This is a genomic window from uncultured Xanthomarina sp., from assembly GCF_963971605.1.
GTDB lineage: Bacteria > Bacteroidota > Bacteroidia > Flavobacteriales > Flavobacteriaceae > Xanthomarina > Xanthomarina gelatinilytica.
Window position 1 is genome coordinate 51666 of the sequence record NZ_CAXATZ010000006.1, and the last position, 22831, is coordinate 74496.

At 34.9% G+C, this 22831-nt stretch carries 20 protein-coding genes and 2 tRNA genes; 13 read left to right on the forward strand and 9 right to left on the reverse strand.

What is annotated here, in order from left to right:
- Positions 1–16 precede the first annotated feature (16 nt).
- The gene (locus tag AACY93_RS03955; RefSeq protein WP_286854715.1) at positions 17–850 is read left to right on the forward strand and encodes a ChaN family lipoprotein; all 834 of its coding nucleotides are present in this window, start codon (positions 17–19) and stop codon (positions 848–850) included.
- Between the two features lie 46 nt (positions 851–896).
- On the opposite strand, the gene AACY93_RS03960 is transcribed toward AACY93_RS03955, so the two are convergent.
- The 3 genes from AACY93_RS03960 to mutS all read right to left on the reverse strand — a co-directional run bounded on the left by AACY93_RS03960 (position 897) and on the right by mutS (position 3806).
- A tRNA-Leu gene (locus tag AACY93_RS03960) sits at positions 897–980 on the reverse strand.
- A 24-nt stretch (positions 981–1004) separates the two neighbouring features.
- Positions 1005–1076 (reverse strand) — tRNA-Gly (locus AACY93_RS03965).
- A gap of 117 nt (positions 1077–1193) precedes the next feature.
- Positions 1194–3806, reverse strand: coding sequence for a DNA mismatch repair protein MutS (gene mutS / locus AACY93_RS03970; protein WP_286854714.1), 2613 nt, complete (start codon positions 3804–3806; stop codon positions 1194–1196).
- Between the two features lie 160 nt (positions 3807–3966).
- On the opposite strand from mutS, the gene AACY93_RS03975 reads away from it, so the two are divergent.
- Entirely contained in the window at positions 3967–4500 is a 534-nt protein-coding gene (locus tag AACY93_RS03975) for an RNA methyltransferase (RefSeq protein WP_286854713.1), read from the forward strand.
- A 47-nt stretch (positions 4501–4547) separates the two neighbouring features.
- On the forward strand, positions 4548–5165 hold the full coding sequence (locus AACY93_RS03980; RefSeq protein WP_286854712.1) for a class I SAM-dependent methyltransferase: 618 nt from the start codon (positions 4548–4550) through the stop codon (positions 5163–5165).
- 5 nt (positions 5166–5170) lie between these two features.
- Here the strand turns inward: AACY93_RS03980 and AACY93_RS03985 are convergent, their stop codons facing one another.
- A complete protein-coding gene (locus AACY93_RS03985) occupies positions 5171–5671 on the reverse strand; it encodes a GyrI-like domain-containing protein (RefSeq protein WP_287006373.1) in 501 nt (166 codons plus the stop codon).
- On the reverse strand, positions 5640–6782 hold the full coding sequence (folK, locus tag AACY93_RS03990) for a 2-amino-4-hydroxy-6-hydroxymethyldihydropteridine diphosphokinase (RefSeq protein WP_286854710.1): 1143 nt from the start codon (positions 6780–6782) through the stop codon (positions 5640–5642). Before folK ends, AACY93_RS03985 begins: the two co-directional genes overlap by 32 nt.
- A gap of 304 nt (positions 6783–7086) precedes the next feature.
- Here folK and AACY93_RS03995 point away from each other — a divergent pair, with 304 nt between their 5' ends.
- The 4 genes from AACY93_RS03995 to AACY93_RS04010 all read left to right on the forward strand — a co-directional run bounded on the left by AACY93_RS03995 (position 7087) and on the right by AACY93_RS04010 (position 11645).
- On the forward strand, positions 7087–9786 hold the full coding sequence (locus tag AACY93_RS03995; RefSeq protein ID WP_287006371.1) for an AsmA-like C-terminal region-containing protein: 2700 nt from the start codon (positions 7087–7089) through the stop codon (positions 9784–9786).
- A 134-nt stretch (positions 9787–9920) separates the two neighbouring features.
- Complete coding sequence (locus tag AACY93_RS04000; protein ID WP_287006369.1) at positions 9921–10784, forward strand: RNA polymerase sigma factor RpoD/SigA; 864 nt, start codon at positions 9921–9923, stop codon at positions 10782–10784.
- A gap of 209 nt (positions 10785–10993) precedes the next feature.
- Positions 10994–11188 carry a 30S ribosomal protein S21 gene (rpsU, locus tag AACY93_RS04005; RefSeq protein WP_007647901.1) on the forward strand — a complete coding sequence of 65 codons (195 nt, stop codon included), beginning with the start codon at positions 10994–10996 and terminating at the stop codon, positions 11186–11188.
- Positions 11189–11198: 10 nt separating this feature from the next.
- Positions 11199–11645, forward strand: coding sequence for a GNAT family N-acetyltransferase (locus tag AACY93_RS04010; protein ID WP_287006367.1), 447 nt, complete (start codon positions 11199–11201; stop codon positions 11643–11645).
- A gap of 2 nt (positions 11646–11647) precedes the next feature.
- Here AACY93_RS04010 and AACY93_RS04015 read toward each other — a convergent pair whose 3' ends face one another.
- Entirely contained in the window at positions 11648–12442 is a 795-nt protein-coding gene (locus AACY93_RS04015) for a DUF2797 domain-containing protein (RefSeq protein WP_287006366.1), read from the reverse strand.
- 162 nt (positions 12443–12604) lie between these two features.
- Between AACY93_RS04015 and AACY93_RS04020 the strand changes: the two genes are divergently transcribed.
- The gene (locus AACY93_RS04020) at positions 12605–14119 is read left to right on the forward strand and encodes a GH3 auxin-responsive promoter family protein (RefSeq protein WP_287006364.1); all 1515 of its coding nucleotides are present in this window, start codon (positions 12605–12607) and stop codon (positions 14117–14119) included.
- 327 nt (positions 14120–14446) lie between these two features.
- Here the strand turns inward: AACY93_RS04020 and AACY93_RS04025 are convergent, their stop codons facing one another.
- On the reverse strand, positions 14447–15319 hold the full coding sequence (locus AACY93_RS04025) for a MerR family transcriptional regulator (RefSeq protein WP_339611225.1): 873 nt from the start codon (positions 15317–15319) through the stop codon (positions 14447–14449).
- Between the two features lie 151 nt (positions 15320–15470).
- Between AACY93_RS04025 and AACY93_RS04030 the strand changes: the two genes are divergently transcribed.
- The 5 genes from AACY93_RS04030 (at position 15471) to AACY93_RS04050 (ending at position 20568) form a co-directional block, all read left to right on the forward strand.
- Entirely contained in the window at positions 15471–16895 is a 1425-nt protein-coding gene (locus tag AACY93_RS04030; RefSeq protein WP_287006362.1) for a fasciclin domain-containing protein, read from the forward strand.
- A 112-nt stretch (positions 16896–17007) separates the two neighbouring features.
- Positions 17008–18471 (forward strand): phytoene desaturase family protein, encoded by a 1464-nt coding sequence (crtI, locus tag AACY93_RS04035; RefSeq protein ID WP_287006361.1) that lies wholly within the window; start codon positions 17008–17010, stop codon positions 18469–18471.
- Between the two features lie 91 nt (positions 18472–18562).
- A complete protein-coding gene (locus AACY93_RS04040; RefSeq protein WP_287006359.1) occupies positions 18563–19399 on the forward strand; it encodes a phytoene/squalene synthase family protein in 837 nt (278 codons plus the stop codon).
- A gap of 23 nt (positions 19400–19422) precedes the next feature.
- The gene (locus AACY93_RS04045) at positions 19423–19878 is read left to right on the forward strand and encodes a sterol desaturase family protein (RefSeq protein WP_007647885.1); all 456 of its coding nucleotides are present in this window, start codon (positions 19423–19425) and stop codon (positions 19876–19878) included.
- A 3-nt stretch (positions 19879–19881) separates the two neighbouring features.
- A complete protein-coding gene (locus tag AACY93_RS04050) occupies positions 19882–20568 on the forward strand; it encodes a lycopene cyclase domain-containing protein (RefSeq protein ID WP_287006356.1) in 687 nt (228 codons plus the stop codon).
- 41 nt (positions 20569–20609) lie between these two features.
- Here AACY93_RS04050 and clpX read toward each other — a convergent pair whose 3' ends face one another.
- Both clpX and clpP read right to left on the reverse strand, forming a co-directional pair.
- The gene (clpX, locus tag AACY93_RS04055) at positions 20610–21842 is read right to left on the reverse strand and encodes an ATP-dependent Clp protease ATP-binding subunit ClpX (protein WP_007647866.1); all 1233 of its coding nucleotides are present in this window, start codon (positions 21840–21842) and stop codon (positions 20610–20612) included.
- A 179-nt stretch (positions 21843–22021) separates the two neighbouring features.
- Positions 22022–22696: an ATP-dependent Clp endopeptidase proteolytic subunit ClpP gene (clpP, locus tag AACY93_RS04060; RefSeq protein WP_007647864.1), complete on the reverse strand. Its 675-nt coding sequence runs from the start codon at positions 22694–22696 to the stop codon at positions 22022–22024.
- Positions 22697–22831: the final 135 nt, after the last annotated feature.

The following is a 22831-nucleotide window of genomic DNA, read 5'->3' on the forward strand; positions in this document are numbered from 1 at the left end:
CTTAATTTTTATAACAATGTCTGCCCAAAGCAAACCGGCTTATTTATTGTTTAAAAACAATGGCAAACCAGCAGATTGTGATAAAATGATTAAAGACCTGGCAGAGAGTGACATGGTTTTTTTTGGAGAATACCATAACAACCCTATTTCACATTGGTTGCAATTGGAGATGAGCAAAAGTTTCTTTGAAATAAAAGGAGACAAACTCTATTTTGGTGCCGAAATGTTTGAGAATGGAAACCAATTGGTATTAAACGAATATTTAAATGGATTTTATGCCGAAGACAAAATGCTTCCTGAAATCACGCAATTATGGAGCAATTACAAAACAGATTACAAACCTTTACTTGAATTTGCCAAAGACAAAAAACTTAGGTTTATTGCAACAAACATCCCAAGACGCTATGCTTCCATGTTAAGTAAAAAAGGCATGGACGCTTTACAAGAATTAAGCCCTGAAGCACTTGCCATGATAAGTCCAGATTTAGAAACCTATTTTGACCCAAACGTAAAAGCCTATGCAGAAATGGCTGATAATATGGGTGGACACGTGCCTCCCAATATGCTGAATATCCAAATAGCCCAAGCCTCTAAAGATGCTACCATGGCGCATTTTTCCCTTAAAAATTTTAAACCTGGAGATTTTTTGTTTCATTTTGAAGGCTCTTATCACTCCAATTACAATCAAGGCATTATATGGTGGATCAACAAAATACAACCTGGCTTAAATATAAAATCTGTTACAACTGTTATGCAATCTGAATGGGAAGAACTAACAAAGCAAGAAAAAGCAGAGATAGCAAATTATATTATTGTAGTGGCAGATAATATGACACAAACAAAAGGATAAACTTAAAAACAGAAAAGCCGAAAACTTGCGTTTCGGCTTTCATCTGTACTGAAGGCGGGACTTGAACCCGCACGAACTAATGTTCATTGGATTTTAAGTCCAACGTGTCTACCAATTCCACCACTTCAGCATTATATTTTCTAACAGTGTCTAGAGCGAAAGACGGGATTTGAACCCGCGACCCTCACCTTGGCAAGGTGATGCTCTACCCCTGAGCTACTTTCGCAGTTTTTTATGAACTTGCCTGTCTTTTGGCAGGCCTACAATCTCTCGATTGCGGATGCAAATTTAAAATATTTCTAGGAACTGCAAAGCCTTTTTTAAAAAATAATGCAATTTATTTTTAAGCCATCTTTTTCTTAACCAACATGCGTTTTATTTCGTTCAATTTCATAAGTGCTTCCACTGGCGTTAAGGTATCAATATCAATATGCAAAATCTCTTCTTTTATGTTCTCCAGCAAAGGATCGTCCAGGTTGAAAAAGCTTAACTGCATCTCGTTATCCAATGTTTTAACTTTTTCTGTTAGCTCTTCGCTGGAATGGGATTGTTCCAATTTCTTTAATATTTTATTGGCTCGATGCAACACCTGTTGTGGCATGCCAGCCATCTTGGCTACATGTATCCCAAAACTATGTGCAGAGCCACCAGCCACCAACTTTCTTAAAAAAAGAACGTTATCTTTCAACTCTTTTACTGAAACATTATAGTTTTTTATGCGTTCAAACGTTTCGGTCATTTCATTAAGTTCGTGATAATGGGTTGCAAACAAGGTTTTGGCTTTTGCAGGATGCTCATGTAAATACTCGCTAATGGCCCAAGCGATAGAAATTCCATCATAGGTACTGGTTCCCCTACCTATTTCGTCAAGCAAAACAAGACTTCGTTCCGATAGGTTATTTAAAATAGAGGCTGTTTCATTCATTTCAACCATAAAAGTAGATTCTCCCATGGAAATATTATCACTGGCTCCTACTCTGGTAAAAATTTTATCAACCACACCAATTCTGGCTTCTTTGGCTGGAACAAAACTTCCCGTTTGAGCCAATAGCACTATTAATGCTGTTTGACGTAAAATAGCCGATTTACCAGACATATTTGGACCTGTAATCATGATAATTTGCTGCGTGTCCCTATTTAAAAACACATCGTTTGCTATATACGCTTCACTAGGTGGTAGTTGTTTTTCAATTACTGGATGTCTACCGTCTTTAATATCTAAATCTGTTGAGTTATCCATGGTAGGATATACATACTTGTTGTCTATTGCCAATTGGGCAAAACCACACAAACAATCCATTTGCCCAATAAGGTTTGCATTTTGCTGAACGGCCTTTATATATTGCATCATCCAAACAGTAAGTTCTGAAAACAACTGCTGCTCTATAGCAAGAATACGTTCTTCGGCTCCAAGAATCTTAGCTTCGTATTCTTTGAGTTCTTCTGTAATGTAACGTTCGGCATTTACTAGGGTTTGCTTTCTAATCCACTCGGCTGGAACTTTATCTTTATGGGTGTTTCTTACTTCAATATAATAACCAAAGACATTGTTTGATGCGATTTTTAAAGAGGTGATTCCAGTGCGTTCCGTTTCACGTTGCAACATGGTATCCAAATAGGTTTTTCCAGAATGCGACAACCCTCGTAATTCATCAAGTTCTTTAGAAAACCCTTCAGCAATGGTAAAGCCTTTCAATACATTTACAGGCGCATCTTCGTTTAATGTTTCTTTTATTTTTTCACGTAAAACATCACAACTTTGCAAGGTGTCTCCTATTGCTTTTAAGGAAGTATTGTCACAATTGGAAGCTATGGCCTTTATTGGTACAATAGCCTCTAGGGAGTTTTTAAGTTGAATGACCTCTCTGGGATTTACTTTACCAGTCGCTACTTTAGAAATTAAGCGTTCCAAATCGCCAATATGCTTGATGTGGTTTTGGATCTTTTGAAGTATTTGTTTGTTTTTACTTAAATAATCAACCACTTCATGTCGCTGTTTTATTTTCTTCACATCCTTTAAAGGCAAGGCCAACCAACGTTTTAGCAAACGTCCTCCCATGGGAGAAATGGTTCTATCTATAACATGCAATAAGGTTACAGCATTGTTGTTGGTGGAATAATAAAGTTCCAGGTTTCTTATGGTAAACTTGTCCATCCACACATAATCGTCTTCGGCAATTCTGCCAATTGATGTGATATGCTGTAGTTTGTTATGCTGTGTTTCTGCCAAATAATGCAAGATAGACCCAGAAGCAATGATACCTTCATACAAATCTTCAATTCCAAAGCCTTTTAAGGTTTTTGTATTGAAATGCTTGACAAGGGTTTCGTTTGCATAATCTATTTGATATACCCAATCCTCTAAATAAAACGTATGAAAATCATCACCAAAGACCGATTTAAACTCACTTCGTTTTTGTTTGGGCACAAGCACTTCACTGGGTTTAAAGTTTTGAAGGAGCTTATCGATGTATTCTTCGTTCCCTTGAGAGGTTAAAAACTCTCCAGTGGTGATATCCAAAAATGAAATTCCAATATGGGTTTTTCCGAAGTATACAGAACATAAAAAATTATTGGATTTCGATGTTAAAACCTCATCATTAAAAGCCACTCCTGGAGTCACCAATTCGGTTACACCTCGTTTTACAATGGTTTTGGTTTGTTTTGGGTCTTCCAACTGATCACATATAGCAACACGCTCTCCGGCTTTTACAAGTTTGGGCAAATAGGTGTTTAAAGAATGATGGGGAAAGCCAGCCAATTCGGTTTCGCTCTCGCTTCCGGCACCTCTTTTGGTTAAAATAATATCTAAAATTTTAGCCGTTTTTATGGCATCCTCACCAAAAGTTTCATAAAAATCTCCAACACGAAACAACAACAAGGCATCTGGATACTTTACCTTAATGGCATTGTATTGTTTCATTAAAGGGGTTATTTTTTTAGTCTTTTTTGTCATCTTGTTTTTTCATTTCCATAAAGTCGGAAATCCACCAATGGATAAATGATTTTTATGTGTTACTTTTGCTTTTTATGTAAGGTTGCTAATGTAACCATAATTTCATGTTTTGTAAAGGCCAAACCATAGAAGTTATTTACAATTATTCACAATTTTTAAAATGCGAAAACTAAAAAACAGCGAGTTAGACAGATTGAGTGTGGAAGATTTTAAGGAGGTAAAAAAAACACCATTAATCATTATACTGGATAATATAAGAAGTTTGAATAATATTGGTTCTGTTTTTAGAACTAGTGATGCTTTTTTAATAGAAAAAATTTACCTCTGTGGCATTACTGCAACACCTCCACATAAAGACATCCACAAAACAGCTTTGGGAAGCACCGAAACCGTTGCATGGGAATATGTAGAAGACACTTTAACACTTATCCATAAACTAAAAGCCGAAAACATAAAAGTAATAGCTGTGGAACAAGCCGAAAACGCCATGATGCTTGATCAATTTACCCCTAAAAAAAACACACGTTACGCCTTGGTTTTTGGGAATGAAGTAAAAGGCGTGGCCCAAGATGTGGTCTCTGCCAGCGATGTGGTTTTAGAAATCCCGCAATTTGGAACCAAACATTCATTAAATATTTCTGTGAGCTGTGGCGTGGTAGTATGGGATTTATTTTCTAAACTTCAGGCAATCTAAAACAAGTGACAAAAAAATTAAAAAAACCTTGGCCTACAAAAGCTGTCATGACTCAAATCTACGACATGAAACTTTGGGGAGGAAGCACATTTGATTTTTACTCTGGAACAGGGTCTCACGACCCAAAAATTACAAACCCTTATTTACAAGCTGTCAGGTCTTTTTTAACATCACACAACCACAATTTGGTTGTTTGCGATTTAGGCTGTGGCGATTTTAACATAGGAAACCAGTTGGTTTTACTAACCAAAAAATACATTGCCATAGATATTGTGGATGCGCTTATTGAACGAAACAAAAAACGGTACAAATATAACAACCTGGAGTTTCAATGTTTGGACATCTTTAAAGACGCTTTGCCACAAGCCGATTGCCTTATTTTAAGACAAGTGCTTCAACATGTTTCCAATGCTGAAATTAAAGAAATAGTTAAACAACTAAACCGTTATAAATACATTATCTTAACCGAACACCTTCCTTTGGGCACATTTACACCAAACAAAGATATTATTTCCGGTCAAGGTATCAGGCTTAAAAAAAACAGTGGTGTTGTTTTAACAGCACCTCCTTTTCATTTAAAAATTAAAGATGAAAAAATAATGGATGAACATGTATTGGAAGCTAATAAAGGACGAATTGTAACAACCTTGTTCTGTTTACATTAACTTTATTATTTTATTGGAATCCAAAAATCTTCTTCAGTTGCATGCAAATCCTTACTATAATTTTCGGGTAATATTTCAAAATGGGCTCTAGTATCCAATTGGTAATTTGAATTTGGCAACCAGTCCTTAAAAATAGACTGTTTAAACTTTAAAACATCCTGCATAGCTCCTTTATAAGTAAACACAGCGTAGGTTCCTGCCTTTAAAACAAGAGTTTCCATACCTTCAGGAACATGATCGAAATTTGAAACTTCCACTCCAACCCATTTTTCAAATTCAGTTAGTGCTGTGATGTTTTTCAATAAAAAATCGCCAAAATCCTGTATGGAAAACACATGTGTACCAATTCGGGACGAAATTTCATTGCGTCTGGGCATAAACTGTCTGGCCAAATTCCCTGTTTCCTGTTGCATGGTTTTAAAACTCATGTTGGCCTTCATTCCAACAACCAATCTGTCGTTGACAGTCTTTATGCTATCTGGCATCATCGGTTTTGCATATTTCATTCAAAATCCAAAGATAATCTTTTCGGTTATCAACAAAATCCCTTTCGGAAATATCAATGATTTTCACGTGTAATTCCGATTGGTTTTTTAAAAATTCCAAATAGCCAGAGTTAATCTTATCTAAATATTCGTTTTCAATATTCAGTTCATATTCTCTACCACGCTTTTTAATGTTTTCTTGCAAACGAGCCGTATTTTGATATAGATACACATACAGTTCTGGTTTGGCAATATCCTTGTACATTAAGTAGAAGAGTTTTCTGTAAAGTTTAAATTCATCTTCCGGCAAGGTGATTTTAGAGAAAATCAAGGATTTAAAAATATCGTAATCGCTAATGATAAAATCCTTAAACAAATCCAATTGCGATAAATCGTCACTGATTTGTTGATATCTGTCTGCTAAAAAAGACATTTCCAGAGTAAAGGCATAGCGTTTGGCATCTTCGTAGAATTTTGGCAAAAACGGATTTTCAGCAAAACGTTCCAATATTAATTTGGCATTAAAATCCTTGGAGATCATAGTTGCCAAACTGGTTTTTCCTGCGCCAATATTTCCTTCAATAGCTATGTAATTATAGTGTGAAAACTGAAATTGCTTGCTTGGGTTTTTTAACCAAATATTAATGGGTTCCAAAACACTTGTATCTTCGCATGTCTCCAGTAAATCGTACACATTTTTGTGCAAGGTTGGATGCGTTAGTTTGGGAGCAATTTCCAATAAGGGTTTTAAAACAAATTTGCGTTTGTGCAATTCTGGGTGTGGCACTTTCAGGAGTTTGGTTTCCAGTACGTCTTCGTCCACAAACAAGATGTCCAAATCTATGGTTCTGGACTCGTATCCTGCATTTGCTTCCCTTACCCTTCCCATGGACGTTTCTATCTCTAGCAAAGCCAGCATGATCTCATCTGGAGCTATGTCTGTTTCAAAAATCACACAGCAATTCAAAAAATCGCTTCCTTCAAAACCAAAAGCTGGCGAATTATAAACCTTGGAAATGATGTTTATTTTTCCAATTCTTTCAAAGATAAGATTAATGGCATCTTGCAGGTTTTTTAACCTGTCGCCTTTGTTACTGCCTAAAGAAATGTAAATTTTACGTCGTGTATCCATTGAAAAAACAAATTAACTAAAAGAAAATTTAATAGCTTATATTTACCAAACCTATTTATTCACAATTTAAAAGGAACCTGAAAAAATTACATATTAAAAATTCCTGTCGTTTTCAACTGCCTCAATACCATGCTGGTTACATCTTTTCTTTTTCGAGACAATCTCTATTTTAAAACCGTCAACTTAAAAGCAAACCAATTATTAGATTTGTTACACTATTAAAGTTTTATTAAACTTTTGTTTTTAAGCAACTTTCGTACTACTTTATACGTATATACTTACAATAACCATAAAATCACTATACATGAAAAAAGTATTCAAAATCATTGGAATTACTTTATTGACTATATTGCTCTTATTAATTGCCATCCCATTTGTTTTTCAATCTAAAATTAAAGAAATAGTAAAACGAACCATCAACGAAAACTTAAATGCGCATGTAGAATTTAGCGATGTGAACCTTAGCTTTATAAGAAGTTTTCCTCAAGCCCAGGTGAGTGTTTCCGATTTGTTGATCACCAATTTCGAACCTTTTAAAGACGAGACTTTGGCGTCTGCAAAATCCATTTCCTTAGACATGTCCATTAAAGAACTGTTTAAAAAAGCCAATGAAGGCCCAATTGTTGTTAACGAAATTTATTTGGATGAGGCTCTTATTACCCTAAAAACAAACAAAAGAGGCGAAACCAATTTCGATATTTTCAAGGATACTGAAGACCAACCGGAAACAGCTCAGGATTCCTCTAAAGGATTTACCTTGGACGTAAAAGATTATGCCATAGACAATAGTGCACTAACCTATTTGGATGAAAGTTCCAATATGGCATTTTATATTACAGAATTGAACCATTCCGGAAAAGGAACGTTTTCTGGAGAGGTATCCCAATTAGACACAAAAACCAGTGCTAGAGTGAGTTTAAAAATAGACAGCACTGAATATTTAAGCAATAACGACATAAAGTTGGATGCCTTAATTGGCTTGGATTTAGCCAATAATAAATATGCCTTTAAAGAAAACAAAGCCTATATCAATCAACTGCCATTGGAATTTCAAGGGTATGTGCAGTTGCTGGAAGAAGGCCAGGAAATAGACATTAGTTTTGAAAATCCTGGTTCGGACTTTAGGGATTTCTTAGCAGTTATCCCAAAAACCTATTCCAAAAACCTGGATCAAGTGGAAACCACAGGGAACTTTAAAATTAAAGGAATTATAAAAGGGACGATGACAGAAGAAACCATTCCAAGCCTGGACATTAACATGGTTTCAAATAACGCAGGTTTTAAATATCCCGATTTACCAAAACGCGTGGAAGACATTTCAATAAACGCTTCGGTAATAAACACTACAGGAAATGCAGACGATACATATGTGGATTTACAAACCTTGAATTTTAAAATTGATCAAGATGTCTTTAAATCTTCGGCAGTCATTAAAAACCTTACCACCAATATGACTGTTGATGCCAATGTGGATGGTGTTTTAAACTTAGCAAACCTGAGCAAAGCCTATCCTATAGATTTAGATACAGATTTAACCGGAATACTAACTGCCAAGCTAGCTGCAAGTTTTGATATGGATGCCATAGAAAACAATGCATACCAGCGTATAAAAAGTAATGGAAACCTAAATATCAGAGGTTTCAAATATGCTTCGGAAGACTTGGTTAACCCAATTGTAATTTCAGAAGCTGCCATTGTTTTCAACCCTGGAACCATTAAACTGAATAAGTTTGATGCTTCTACTGGAAAAAGCGACATAACTGCCAATGGAACCATTAATAATTTACTGGGTTTTGTATTTAGTGACAAAAAACTGGAAGGTGAGTTTCAAGTAAATTCCAACGCGTTTTACTTAAGCGATTTTATGAAAGAAACAGCTTCAAACACTAAAAACAACGAAGAACAAACATCAAAAACTACCGAAACCTTTAAAATTCCAGCCTTTTTGGATTGCAAAATAAATGCAGACGCCAAAACAGTGTATTATGACAATTTAACTTTGTCCAACGTAAAAGGTAATCTGTACGTAAAAGACGAAAAAGCCGTATTACGAAACATGAGTTCAGATATTTTTAAAGGAAAGCTCCTGCTGGATGGTTATGTGGACACAGCAACTACTACACCAACCTTTATGATGAACCTGGACATGAACCAATTTGATATTTCCCAATCTTTCAACGATTTGGAACTGCTTCAAAGTTTGGCGCCAATTGCAAGTGCACTTCAAGGAAAGTTAAACAGTACCATTGCACTTTCCGGAAATTTAGGCAGTGATTTCACTCCGGATTTAAATAGCATAAATGGAAATGCTTTTGCTGAAGTACAGACTACTGAAATCAAACCTAAAAACGAAGCCCTTGTAAGTGCACTAAACAATGCCTTGAGTTTTGTGGATTTCAGTAAACTGGATTTAAAAGACCTAAAAACCAACTTGACTTTTGAAAATGGCATGGTAAACATCAAGCCCTTTAACATTAAATATCAGGATATAAATATTACCATTAATGGATCGCATAGCTTTACAAACACCATGGATTATAAAGCTGTTTTTCAAGTACCAGCCAAATATTTAGGGAGTGACATTAACAGGCTTATTGGAAAAATTGACGATGAAGCAGTTAACAACTTATCCATTCCTGTAACAGCAAATATTACTGGAATCTTCAACAGCCCAAATGTAAAAACCGATTTAACGAGTGGTGTTGCCAATCTTACCAAACAACTTATTGAAATTGAAAAACAAAAGCTAATAAACAAAGGGAAAGATCAAATACTGGAATTGTTAGGTGGTGTTAACAACCCATCAACAAACACTAACACGCCAAAAGACTCCACCAACAATACCAAGCCAACCTCCAACCCCATTAAGAACGTGTTGGACGATATTATTAAAGGAAACAGTAGCAAACCAAAAGACTCCACCAACAACACCAAACCTAAATCTGTAAAAGATTTGTTCAATGAGTCTATAAACAAGTCCAAAAAGACTGATTCCATAAAATAGCAAATCTTAATTATTTGTTAAGTTTTATTGATTTTCAGTTGTTTACAAGCCAATTTTTGAAAAGAAAAGGTCATTTATTTGGATTTGTCAACAAAAAGGTTACATTGATAGATTGACACTATAAAATAATCTGAATGAGGCAATTAAAAATCACCAAGCAAGTAACAAATAGAGAGTCCAAATCGTTGGACAAATATTTGCAAGACATTAGTAAACTTCCATTAATCACAGCCGACGAAGAAGTTGAGTTGGCACAACGCATACGGGAAGGAGACCAACTTGCTTTAGATAAGTTAACCACTTCAAATTTGAGATTTGTGGTATCTGTTGCAAAACAATATCAAAATCAAGGACTCACCTTACCCGATTTAATAAATGAAGGAAATGCAGGTTTGGTAAAAGCTGCCAAACGTTTTGATGAAACCAGAGGATTTAAATTTATTTCCTATGCTGTTTGGTGGATTAGACAAGCCATATTACAGGCCTTGGCCGAACAGTCCAGGATTGTACGTTTACCACTTAACAAAATTGGATCTATAAATAAAATAAACAAAGCCTACTCCTATTTAGAGCAAGCACATCAGCGACCACCAAGTCCGGAAGAAATTGCCAAGGAGCTGGAAATGACCGTAAGCGATGTAAAACAGTCCCTTAAAAATTCTGGTCGCCATTTATCTATGGATGCACCTTTAAAAGAAGGCGAAGATTCCAGCTTGTACGATGTGGTTAAATCTGGGGAGTCACCAAACCCAGATAAAACGCTTATGAACGATTCGTTGAACTTGGAAGTAAATAGAGCCTTAAATACCTTATCGCAAAGAGAAGCAGATGTGGTTAGACTGTATTATGGCATAAACAACGAACAGCCTATGAGCCTGGAAGAAATTGGCGAAACCTTTGGACTTACCAGAGAACGTGTAAGGCAAATAAAAGAAAAAGGGATTAGAAGGTTAAGGCACACTTCAAAAAATAAGATATTGAGAACCTATTTGGGCTAGTATGATATCAATAATCCCTATGGATTTAAAATTGATGGTTTCCAAGGGAACTATGCGTGTATAAATTGAAGGGTGTTATGACGTTTTTAACAGTAACTCCAAAACAACTCAATAATCAACGCCTTAAAAACTGCAAAACCATATATAAGAGAGTCGAAAAAATAAAAATTACATAACTTTACTATTTAACTAGAAAATAAATATAACACATGATAAAAATTGAAATAAAAGAAGGAGAAAAAATTGACAGAGCTCTAAAGCGCTATAAAAAGAAACACAGAAATGTGAAGATTATGCAGAATATTAGAGAGAACCAGTTTTTTACCAAACCTTCTGTAAAAAGAAGAAGACAAGTGCAAAAAGCTGCCTATATTCAAAGCTTAAGAGATCAAGAAGAGATCTAAAAACAGATATATGCTTTCTTTTAAAGTATATGATTGCAATACAAAACCTTCAGAAGAAGAAAAACAAAACATTGTAAATTTTTTACACACGCATTTACAGGAATTTAGTGATACCAAAGAAGATATTTCCAAATGCCTGGATTACGCTGTGAAAAACATTGAAACTTCTTTTGGAGGTTTTGTTTTGCTTATTAAAGAACATAAGGTGGTTATGGGCATAACCATTGTTAACAAAACTGGCATGAACGGTTATATCCCTGAGAACATCTTGGTATACATTGCCGTAGACAAAAAGTCCAGAGGCAAAGGCATAGGCAAAAAGCTCCTACAAGAAGCCATAGCTTTGTTAGAAGGTGATGTTGCCTTGCATGTAGAACCCAACAATCCAGCTATAAAACTGTATGAAAGTCTTGGCTTTACCAACAAATACTTGGAAATGCGATTAAAAAAAGACTGATTTTACACTAAGGATATTGCCACTACATACCCTTCACTGCCACGAATATTAAAAACAGTATTGTCTTCAAAAATAAGATATTGCCCTTTAACACCTACCAATTTCCCTTCAAAATTAGGGGTTTTATCCAAATTTAAACTTTTAGGTTTTGTTGGATACTGTAACACGGGAAACTGAATATTTGTTTCAGAATTTGAAGCAATAAAATAATCTTTGGCTTCGTCAGGGATATACTGTTTTAGTTTTTCTCTCCAACTTACCAAGTCTTCATCTGCAATATCATTTTTTAACATGGTTCGCCAATTGGTTTTATCTGCCACATGATCCTTTAGAGCCACTTCAGTAATGCCAGCTAGATATCTGTTAGGCACTTCAACAATTTCTATGGCTTCATGAGCTCCTTGATCAATCCACCTGGTAGGAATCTGGCTTTTTCTGGTAACTCCCACTTTTACATTACTGGAATTTGCCAAATACACCACATGTGGCTGTAACTGTACTTGTTTTTCATATGCAAGATCCCTATCCTCTTTGCCTAAATGAGCCGTACTTAATTCTGGCCTCATAATCCAATCGGCTGCTTGGGGAATATCAAAAAAACAACTTTTGCAAAATCCTTGTCGGAAGATGGGCTTATCCAAACCACAATTTAAACATTGATGTTTCACAAATTGAATACGTATGGTTTTTTCCAACAACTGATTTATGTGAATAAAGTCTGTCTCAAACACTAAATAATACTGAATAGGCTCAGAAAATTCCGTTTTCATTTTTGTTAAAACACCTTGGTAAGTCATTCGTTTAAATTTTTTATTTCTAAAAATAGGATAAAAATTTCACGACATTAAGAAATTTGTATCAAATTTTTAAACATTCACTAGGAAAGCTCTAAATGTGACTTTTTGATACCCATTTCATAAAAAAAGTATTATTTTTATTTTTTAAAACATCATGCAAATATGCCAATACCCATAGTAAATTCTATTGCTTCCTGGTTTTTAAAAAAGCGGTTCCATCAAATAGAACTGTTTTTAAAATATCCCAATGAAGTACAACAAGAATTGCTTTTACAACTTATTAACAAGGCTAAAGACACTGAAATTGGCAAACAATATGGTTTTGAATCCATTACCGATTACAAAACCTTTGCTGAACGGGTTCCAATCTCCACGTACGAGGAGTATCAACAAAACATTGAACGTTCACGTTTGGGCGAAAACAATATCTTTTGGCCACAACCCATTAAGTGGTTTGCAAAATCCAGTGGTACCACCAATGCCAAAAGCAAATTTATTCCTGTTAGCGAAGACTCATTGGAAGACTGCCATTACGCAGCTAGCAAGGATTTATTATGCATGTATTTAAACAACAACGAAAACTCCCAATTATTTACAGGTAAGAGCTTGCGACTGGGAGGCAGCAAAGAACTTTACAAAGAAAACGGAACCACGTTTGGCGATCTATCGGCTATCTTGATAGATAACATGCCTTTTTGGGCAGAATTTAGTAGCACACCAAGCAACAAGGTTTCACTCATGAGCAATTGGGAAGAAAAAATGCAAGCCATTGTGGACGAAACCATACAGGAAAATGTTACCAGCTTGGCTGGTGTACCATCCTGGATGCTCGTGCTGCTTAACAATGTTTTGGAGACTACCGGAAAAAACAATTTATTTGATATTTGGCCCAATCTGGAAGTTTACTTTCATGGAGGTGTTAGTTTCCTTCCCTATAAAGAGCAATACAAAAATATTTTACCAAAAAAAGATTTTAGGTATTATGAAATTTATAATGCTTCGGAAGGTTTTTTTGCCATACAGGACCAAAACAATTCCAGTGAGTTACTGCTTATGCTGGATTATGGTATTTTTTACGAATTTATCCCTATGGATACCTATGGTACCACAAACGAAAAAATTATTCCACTAAGTGAGGTTGAAACCGATAAAAATTATGCCGTTGTTATTACTACCAATGCTGGACTTTGGCGTTATAAAATTGGCGATACGGTTAGGTTTACCTCAACAAACCCTTATAGGATTAAAGTATCTGGCAGGACCAAACACCACATTAATGCTTTTGGGGAAGAACTAATTATAGAAAATGCCGAAGACGCTTTAAAGAAGGTATGCAAAAAAACCAAAGCCGAAATTGTGGATTATACTGCTGCTCCTATTTTTATGAAAGGCAAGGAAAAAGGAGCTCACGAATGGTTGATTGAATTTAAAAAACCACCTACTGATATAAACTATTTTAACGAATTGTTTGACAATGCGTTAAAAGCCTTAAACTCCGATTACGAAGCCAAACGATACAACAACATGACCTTGAACAAACCCACCATCCATATTGCCAGGGAACAGCTGTTTTACGATTGGCTAAAACAAAACAACAAACTAGGCGGACAACATAAAGTCCCAAGACTTTCAAACAATAGGGATTACATGGATGCCTTATTGGATTTAAATAAATAGGAGGTTTTTAATCGGAAAAAAAAGTAAAAAAAATATTTATATCGAGTATTTTTTGTGCTTTATCTAAAAATGGACTTAGTCATTTTTTTCTTACATATAAAATACTAGTTTTACCATGCTATTAATTACTAACAATATCATATCTCTGGTATTTATATCAAAAAAATAAATACCAGTTGGATGTTGTTTTCAAGCGCAAAATTCCATTTAGCATTTAGGCATATTTCAAAAAAATATAGTGTCAAATTATTAATTAACATCCATACACCCTAAATAAAAAACCACTCAATTTGAGTGGTTTTTTATTATACGTATATATAACGAACTTTAATCAATTTGTTTCAATTTTAATATTAAATCATCTGGTTTGGATATAAATCCGATACGATCATCTTCCATAACATCTTCTATTACAGCAGGATTACCAGAAACCCAATACGGCAAATTGGTCTGTTCCAAAATAGCATCCAGTTTTGTTTTAATCGATTCCTGGGTTGGAGTTATAAACATAGACAACATGGCATTGGGTTTAACTATGTCAATGACTTGTTGAATATTCTCCGTAGGCACATTTTGACCTAAATAATATACTTTCCAACCTAAATCCCTAGCCATATAATAAGCCAGTAAAAGACCTATTTCATGATGTTCATTTTCAGTTAAAAACATCAAGATAACTGGAGCATCCTCTTTAGGGTATGGCAAGGTATCAATGGCAGCAAACATTTTTTTCTTGATTAAATTAGAAACAAAATGCTCTTGAGCAGGCATGACTTTGTTAATTCCCCATAGAACTCCAATTTGATTTAAGAAAGGATAGATTATTTGGGTTGTGGTTTGCAAAAGGCCTCTTTTAACAATTTGTTCCTTAAGGATACTATCAAAAGTCACTTCATCCATCTCAAGCGCACTAATAATTAAAGCACTAATATCATCTTCCTCGGAACTTTCAATTAAGGTTGTAGCTATATGTTTGTGAATTTCTTCATCAGACATCTTATCTATTTTGGAAATTCGATAACCATTTCGGGTAAGAATTCCAATATTCATTAATTTTTTCAGTTGTTTGTCTGAATAATACCTGATGTTGGTATCTGTTCTCTCTGGTTCCAAAAAATTATATCTGGTTTCCCACTTTCGCAACGTATGTGCCTTAACACCTGTTAAAGCCACTATTTGCGCCATAGTATATACACTCATGTCTAATGTTTTACAAAGCAAAGTTAAACAAAAAATTCATCTAAAGAATATAAATAAAATTTATTTTGTCTAACTTTTTTTTGATTTTCTTTGACAAAGTTAATAGTTTTTATATATTTGTCCAAGTTTTAATTATTAAAAATAGACAAAAATGAAAACAAGACTCTCTTTACTCGTATTATTATGTGTCTCATTATTTATTACTTCATGTAGTAATGATGACGACAACAATCCAACACCAACACCTCCAATGGAAAAAAACATTGTTGAGTTGGCATTAGACACTCCAGAACTTTCCACTTTGGTTGCTGCTCTTTCCAGAGCTGATGGCGATTTGGTAAATGTTTTAAGTGGCAATGGCCCTTTTACGGTTCTTGCTCCTACAAACGCAGCGTTTACAGCTTTTCTAGCTGACAATGGATTTAGTTCCTTAGATCAAGTACCAACAGATGTACTTTCGCAAATTTTATTAAACCACGTTATCATGTCTGATGTGACATCAAGCGATTTAATAGCAGCTGGTTCAGGCTATGCTAAAGGAAGCGCTACTGGAGCAGGAGATCAAAACATCAGTATCTTTTTTGACACCACAAATGGTGTAAGATTTAACAATGCTGCATCTGTATCTACAGCAGATATTGATGCGTCCAACGGAACCATACACATTATTAATGGTGTATTGGGCTTACCAGACATAGTGGATCATGCTATAGCAAACCCATCATTTACAAGTTTGGTGACAGCCTTGGGAGCTGCCGATGGCGATTTGGTTAACGTATTAAAAGGAGCTGGTCCTTTTACAGTATTGGCACCAGATAACGATGCTTTTGCAACCTTTTTGGATGGAACAGCTCTAGGTGATGTAAACACTGCCGTTTTATCTCAAATTTTATTAAACCATGTTATTATAGGTTCAACCGTAACATCCAGTTTCTTGGTTGATGCAGGTTCAGGATATACCAACACCGCTGCAACTGGAGCTGGTGGAAACCCAATGAGTTTATACTTTAATACTTCAAGTGGTGTGACTTTTAATGGCATTTCTACTGTTTTTGAAGCTGATATTGTTGGAACCAATGGTATTATCCATGCCGTAGAAACTGTAATTGGCATTCCTACAGTAGTGACGTTTGCTGCTGCAGACCCAAATTTCTCTACCTTAGTGACAGCATTGACAGATTTAACACCAGGAACAGATTTTGCAGCCATCTTATCTAGAACAGAAGGAAGCAATGCCGACGGAATCAATCCTAACTTTACCGTTTTTGCACCAACAAACGATGCCTTTGATGCTTTGGAATCTGTGCCAGGCGAAGCCGTATTGACACAAGTATTATTACACCATGTAATAGGCGAAGCCAATGTAACATCCAGTATGCTAAACAATCCTGGAGATACCACAGCTGCAACGCTTCAAGGAGACAACATGACCATTACACTTCCAGGAGCTGGTGATAACATTGCCAATATTACAGATGGCTCTGGAGCTTCAGATATTGGAATTATTGCAGTAGATGTTCAAGCAGGAAATGGTGTTATACACGTAATTAACAAAGTAATGATTCCTAATTTATAAGGAATCTCAATTCAAAAAATATATTTCAAATTCATATTGAAATAGGTTTTAGTTAGCTAGATGTGAGCCGGCAGCCTTTCTGGCTGTCGGTTTACTCAATTAAAAATTATAAATGAAAACAAAAAAAATTGTCATAATCGGTTCTGGTTTTTCCTCCCTTTCAGCTTCTTGTTATTTAGCAAAACATGGCTTTGATGTTACTGTATTGGAAAAAAACAAAACTACTGGTGGAAGAGCAAGACAACTAAAAAAAGACGGTTTTGTTTTCGATATTGGGCCTACGTTTTATTGGATGCCAGATGTTTTTGAACGCTTTTTTAAAGATTTCAACACTCATTCATCCAATTTTTACAGCTTAAACAAATTACATCCTGCCTATCAAATATACTTTGGAAAAAAAGATTCCATATCCATTGCCGATAATTTTGAGGATATAAAACAAACTTTTGAGAATATTGAAAAAGGCAGTGGAGCCAAACTTCAAAAATTCATCAATAAAGCCCATAGAAATTATAACATTGCCATAAAGGACTTGGTTTATAAGCCTGGAGAACATGTTTTTGAAATTATAAACCACAAAACCTTTTTAAAGCTGTATGAGTTTGTGCTAACTATTAAACATCAGGTTTCTGGTTATGTTAAAAGCAAACAGCTTCAAAAAATACTAGAATTTCCAGTATTGTTCTTAGGTGCTAAACCTAGCAACACGCCTTCATTTTACAATTTTATGAATTACGCCGATTTCAAATTGGGAACATGGCATCCCAAAGGTGGCATGTACGAAGTGGTGAAAGCCATGACAACACTTGCACAAAGTTTGGGTGTGAAAATAATAACAGACAGTGAGGTAGAAAACATAGAAATAAAAAACAAATCGGTTACAGGTGTAACCACCAACTCAAGTTATTTCCCTTGTGATATTTTATTGAGTGGAGCCGATTACCACCACACAGAAACCCTATTGCCCAAGGCTTTAAGACAGTACTCCGAATCTTATTGGGACAAAAAAACATTTGCCCCTTCTGCGTTATTGTTTTACGTAGGGTTTAATAAAAAACTCCAGAACGTTTCGCATCATACCTTGTTTTTTGACACAGATTTTGAAGCTCATGCCAAAACCATTTACGATACCAAGGAATGGGCAGAAAAACCTTTGTTTTATGCTAGTTTTCCAAGCATTACAGATGCTACCACTGCTCCAGAAGGAAAAGAAGCTGGTATTTTTTTAATCCCAATTGCTCCAGACGTTGAAGACACACCAGAAATACGGGAACATTATTTCAATCAACTTATGGATAGAATAGAAACCATTACAGGAGAGTCTGTAAAAAAACATATCCTTTTTAAAGAATCGTACTGTGTCAATAACTTTAAAGAAGATTACCATTCTTACAAAGGGAACGCATACGGATTGGCAAACACACTTACACAAACACATGTGTTAAGGCCCAAACTTAAAAGCAAGAAAGTGAACAACCTATACTTCTGTGGACAACTTACCGTTCCAGGACCTGGAGTGCCTCCTTCTTTAATTTCCGGGAAGATTGTAAGTGACTTAATTTTAAAATATCATTAACATGAAACATCCATCACTAAAATTTAATCACACAAAGGAATGATCGCATGGATGTTACATATGATCGATAAAAAACAATAAATATAAACAGATGAAACAGTTATTCGACTCCTCAAGCTTAAAATGCAGCAAAATTGTTACCAATGCCTATAGCACGTCGTTTTCTTTGGGCATCAAGTTATTTGCTCCATCCATACGTCCGCATATTTATGCTATATATGGGTTTGTTCGATATGCAGATGAAATTGTAGATTCCTTTGAAGGTTATAACCAAAAAGAATTATTCCATGATTTTGTTGAGGACTATAAAAAATCCTTAGACAGAAAAATAAGTTTGAATCCAATTATTAATGCTTTTCAAGAAGTTGTGCATAATTATAATTTACATACCTATGCTGACGATTTTTTAAAGCGTATGGAAGCCGATCTATATGTAACGGATTACACAACCAAGGAGGCTTATGAAAATTATATATATGGCTCTGCAGATGTGGTTGGCCTAATGTGTTTACGTGTTTTTGTAAATAATGATGAAGCCAAATTCAACGCCTTAAAAGATTCGGCCAGGCATTTGGGATCTGCTTTTCAGAAAGTTAATTTTTTAAGGGACATTAAAGACGACATGGAACAATTGGGACGCTCGTATTTTCCTAATCTGTCCAACAATATTTTGAACAACGCTACAAAGGAAGAAATTATTGATGACATAAACATAGACTTAAAAGAAGCCTATAAAGGGATTGTACAACTGCCTTTAGAAAGCCGATTTGGAGTTTATATAGCTTATAGATATTATTTAAAATTGCTTAAAAAACTTAAAAAAGCCGATTCTGAAAAAATCTTGAGTGGACGCATTCGAATCTCAAACGGTTTAAAGGTGTTTATTCTTACAAAATCATACATCAGATATAAATTGAACTTTTTTTAAACTAAAAATCAGTAACTTTCAATATGATTATTCTATTATACACAGTTATTACACTTGGCACTTTTTCCCTTATGGAATTGGTTACTTGGCTTACACATAAATATGTGATGCATGGGTTTTTATGGTATTTACACGCCGATCATCACCAACCAAAGTATCCACATGTGTTTGAAAAAAACGATGCTTTTTTTGTGATTTTCGCTATTCCAAGTATTTTGCTCTTTTATTTTGGGGCTGTTCCAGAACTCAATTTTATGTTTTTTATTGGTTTGGGTATTTTTTTATACGGCCTAACATATTTTTTAATTCACGATGTGTTGATACATCAACGTTTTAAATGGTTTAAAAACACCAAAAACAAATTTCTTTTAGGCTTGCGCAAAGCACATAAGGTACATCACAAACATCTTGGGAAAGAAAAGGGCGAGTGTTTTGGAATGCTGTTTGTTCCCAAAAAATACCACAACCAATACAAATAACCTATGGAAGCTTACACCTATTTATTGGTTAATATAGCTTGTATATCAATCCCTTTCATTGCTAGTTTTTATCCAAAACATGCTTTTTATAAAGATTGGAAGTCCTTTTTAAAAGCCAATCTTATAGTAACTCTTTTATTTGTTGTTTGGGATGCTATTTTTACAAAGTTAGGAGTTTGGGGTTTTAACGAGACTTATTTAATAGGCATCCACATTGGGAATTTACCTTTGGAAGAAGTCTTGTTTTTTATTTGTATTCCTTATGCTTGTGTGTTTAGCTACTTTGCATTTCAATACTTTTTTAAAACCAATATTTTGCAGAAATCACAAACCTTTATTTCTTATACACTAGCAGCAATTTTATTAGTTATAGCTATTATTAATTATAACAAATTATATACGCCTGTTACATTTTTTTCTGCTAGTTTCTATTTGATGTTTTTAATCTACAAAAAAACAGACTTGTCTTTACATTACTTAAGTTATCTATTTGTAATGCCCTTTTTCTTTTTAAGCAATGGCGTATTAACAGGCAGTTTTTTGGTTGAACCTATTGTTTGGTATAACGATGCTGAAAATCTTGGTATTAGAATAAGCAATATTCCAATTGAAGACTCTGTTTATGGCTTGTTGTTGATATTTATGAATATTGAGTTTTATAATTATTTTAAACAAAAAAGTCATTCGTAAAATTGTTACAAATGACTTTTTTATAAACATGTAGTTGTTTTTTAAGAAACAGCTTTCAGTTTCTTAATAGTTGTTTTAGATAATTTCTCTTCGGCATAGGCCTTTGTTACCTTTATTTCTTTTTCGTCTGTACTAGGCAACTCGAACATGGCATCGGTTAAAATCTCTTCGCATAAAGAGCGTAAACCTCTAGCACCTAACTTGTATTCTATGGCTTTTTCAACTATAAAGTCTAATGCGCCATCTGTAATGCTAAAATCTATTTCGTCCATGGCAAACAATTTTTTGTATTGTTTGATAATGGCATTTTTAGGTTCTGTTAAAATGGCTCTTAGAGTTTTAGCGTCTAAAGGATCCATATAAGTTAACACTGGCAAACGACCAATAATTTCTGGAATTAAGCCAAAATCCTTTAAATCTTTTGGAATAATGTATTGCAGTAAATTACTTTGATCCACACGTTCATCAGACATGGAAGCGCTATAACCAACAGCTTGCATGTTCAAGCGTTTGGATATTACTTTTTCAATGCCATCGAAAGCACCTCCAGCTATAAATAAAATATTTTCAGTATTAACCTCAATAAACTTTTGGTCTGGATGCTTGCGTCCTCCTTTTGGTGGTACGTTTACAACAGTTCCTTCTAATAGTTTTAATAGAGCTTGTTGTACTCCTTCGCCAGAGACATCCCTTGTTATTGATGGATTATCGCTTTTACGGGCAATTTTATCTATCTCGTCAATAAACACAATCCCTTTTTCGGCTTTGTCCAAATTGTATTCTGCTGCTTGCAATAAACGGGTTAAAATGCTCTCTACATCTTCACCTACATAACCAGCTTCGGTCAAAACCGTAGCATCTACAATGGCCAGAGGCACATTAAGCATTTTGGCTATGGTTTTTGCCATCAAGGTTTTTCCTGTTCCTGTTTGCCCAACCATGATGATATTTGATTTTTGAATTTCAATATCGTCATCGCTTGGAGGCTGCAAAAGTCTCTTGTAGTGGTTGTAAACAGCCACAGACATCACTTTTTTAGTGGTTTCCTGGCCAATAATATACTCGTCTAAAAACTCCTTGATTTGCTGTGGTTTGCGCAACATGAGTTCGGCAGAGAGTTCACTCTTATCGCTTTGTTTAGATTCTTCCAAAACAATGCCATGAGCTTGCTCGATACATCGGTCGCATATATGTGCGTCCAATCCTGCTATCAATAAATTTGTTTCTGGCTTTTTCCTACCACAAAACGAACATTCTAAATCTTCCTTTGCCATTCTTTAAGTTTAAGGTTCAAAGTTAAAAGTAAAAGAGAGTTAATAGTTTTAAAAAATCAACATCCACTTATAACCTTTACTTTGTTCAATATTTGCATTATTATATTATTCAGAACACAGCGAAGAATCCATTCTAAAAAAATGTCTTGACTGCACTTTAAACAACATTTAAATTTAATTTAGCTACGTACTAAAATTTCATCAATCATTCCGTATTCTTTGGCTTTATCGGCTTTCATCCAATAATCCCTGTCACTATCTTTATATACTTTGTCGTAATCCTGTCCAGAATGTTTACTTATTATCTTGTAAAGTTCTTCTTTTAGAATAAGTATTTCCCTAGCAGTAATTTCTATATCACTCGCTTGACCTTGAGCACCACCTAAGGGTTGGTGAATCATGACACGAGAATGCGTTAAGCCACTTCGTTTTCCTTTTTCTCCAGCACATAACAAAACGGCTCCCATGGAGGCAGCCATTCCTGTACAAATAGTAGCAACATCTGGTTTAATGAACTGCATGGTATCATAAATGCCAAGTCCTGCATACACAGATCCTCCTGGAGAATTAATATATATTTGAATGTCTTTAGAAGAGTCGGTACTTTCCAAAAACAAGAGTTGTGCTTGAATTATGTTAGCTACTTGATCGTTAATTCCTGTTCCCAGGAAAATAATACGATCCATCATTAAACGGGAAAACACATCGAAGATGGCGATATTCATTTGGCGTTCTTCAATAATGTTAGGGGTTAGGTTTGTTGGGTACATACTACTTATAATCTTATTGTAATACGTACTGCTGATCCCTTGGTCTTTTATAGCGAATTTTTCAAATTCTTTTGCGTAGTCCATAAATGTCTTGATATAATTAAATTGAATTAAAAAGGCGTTAAAATTACAAATTTCAACGCCTAAATATAAGGATTTATTCTTTAAAACTTTGTTAACACTTACACAAGGTCTGTGCTATTTTCAAGAATGTGAATG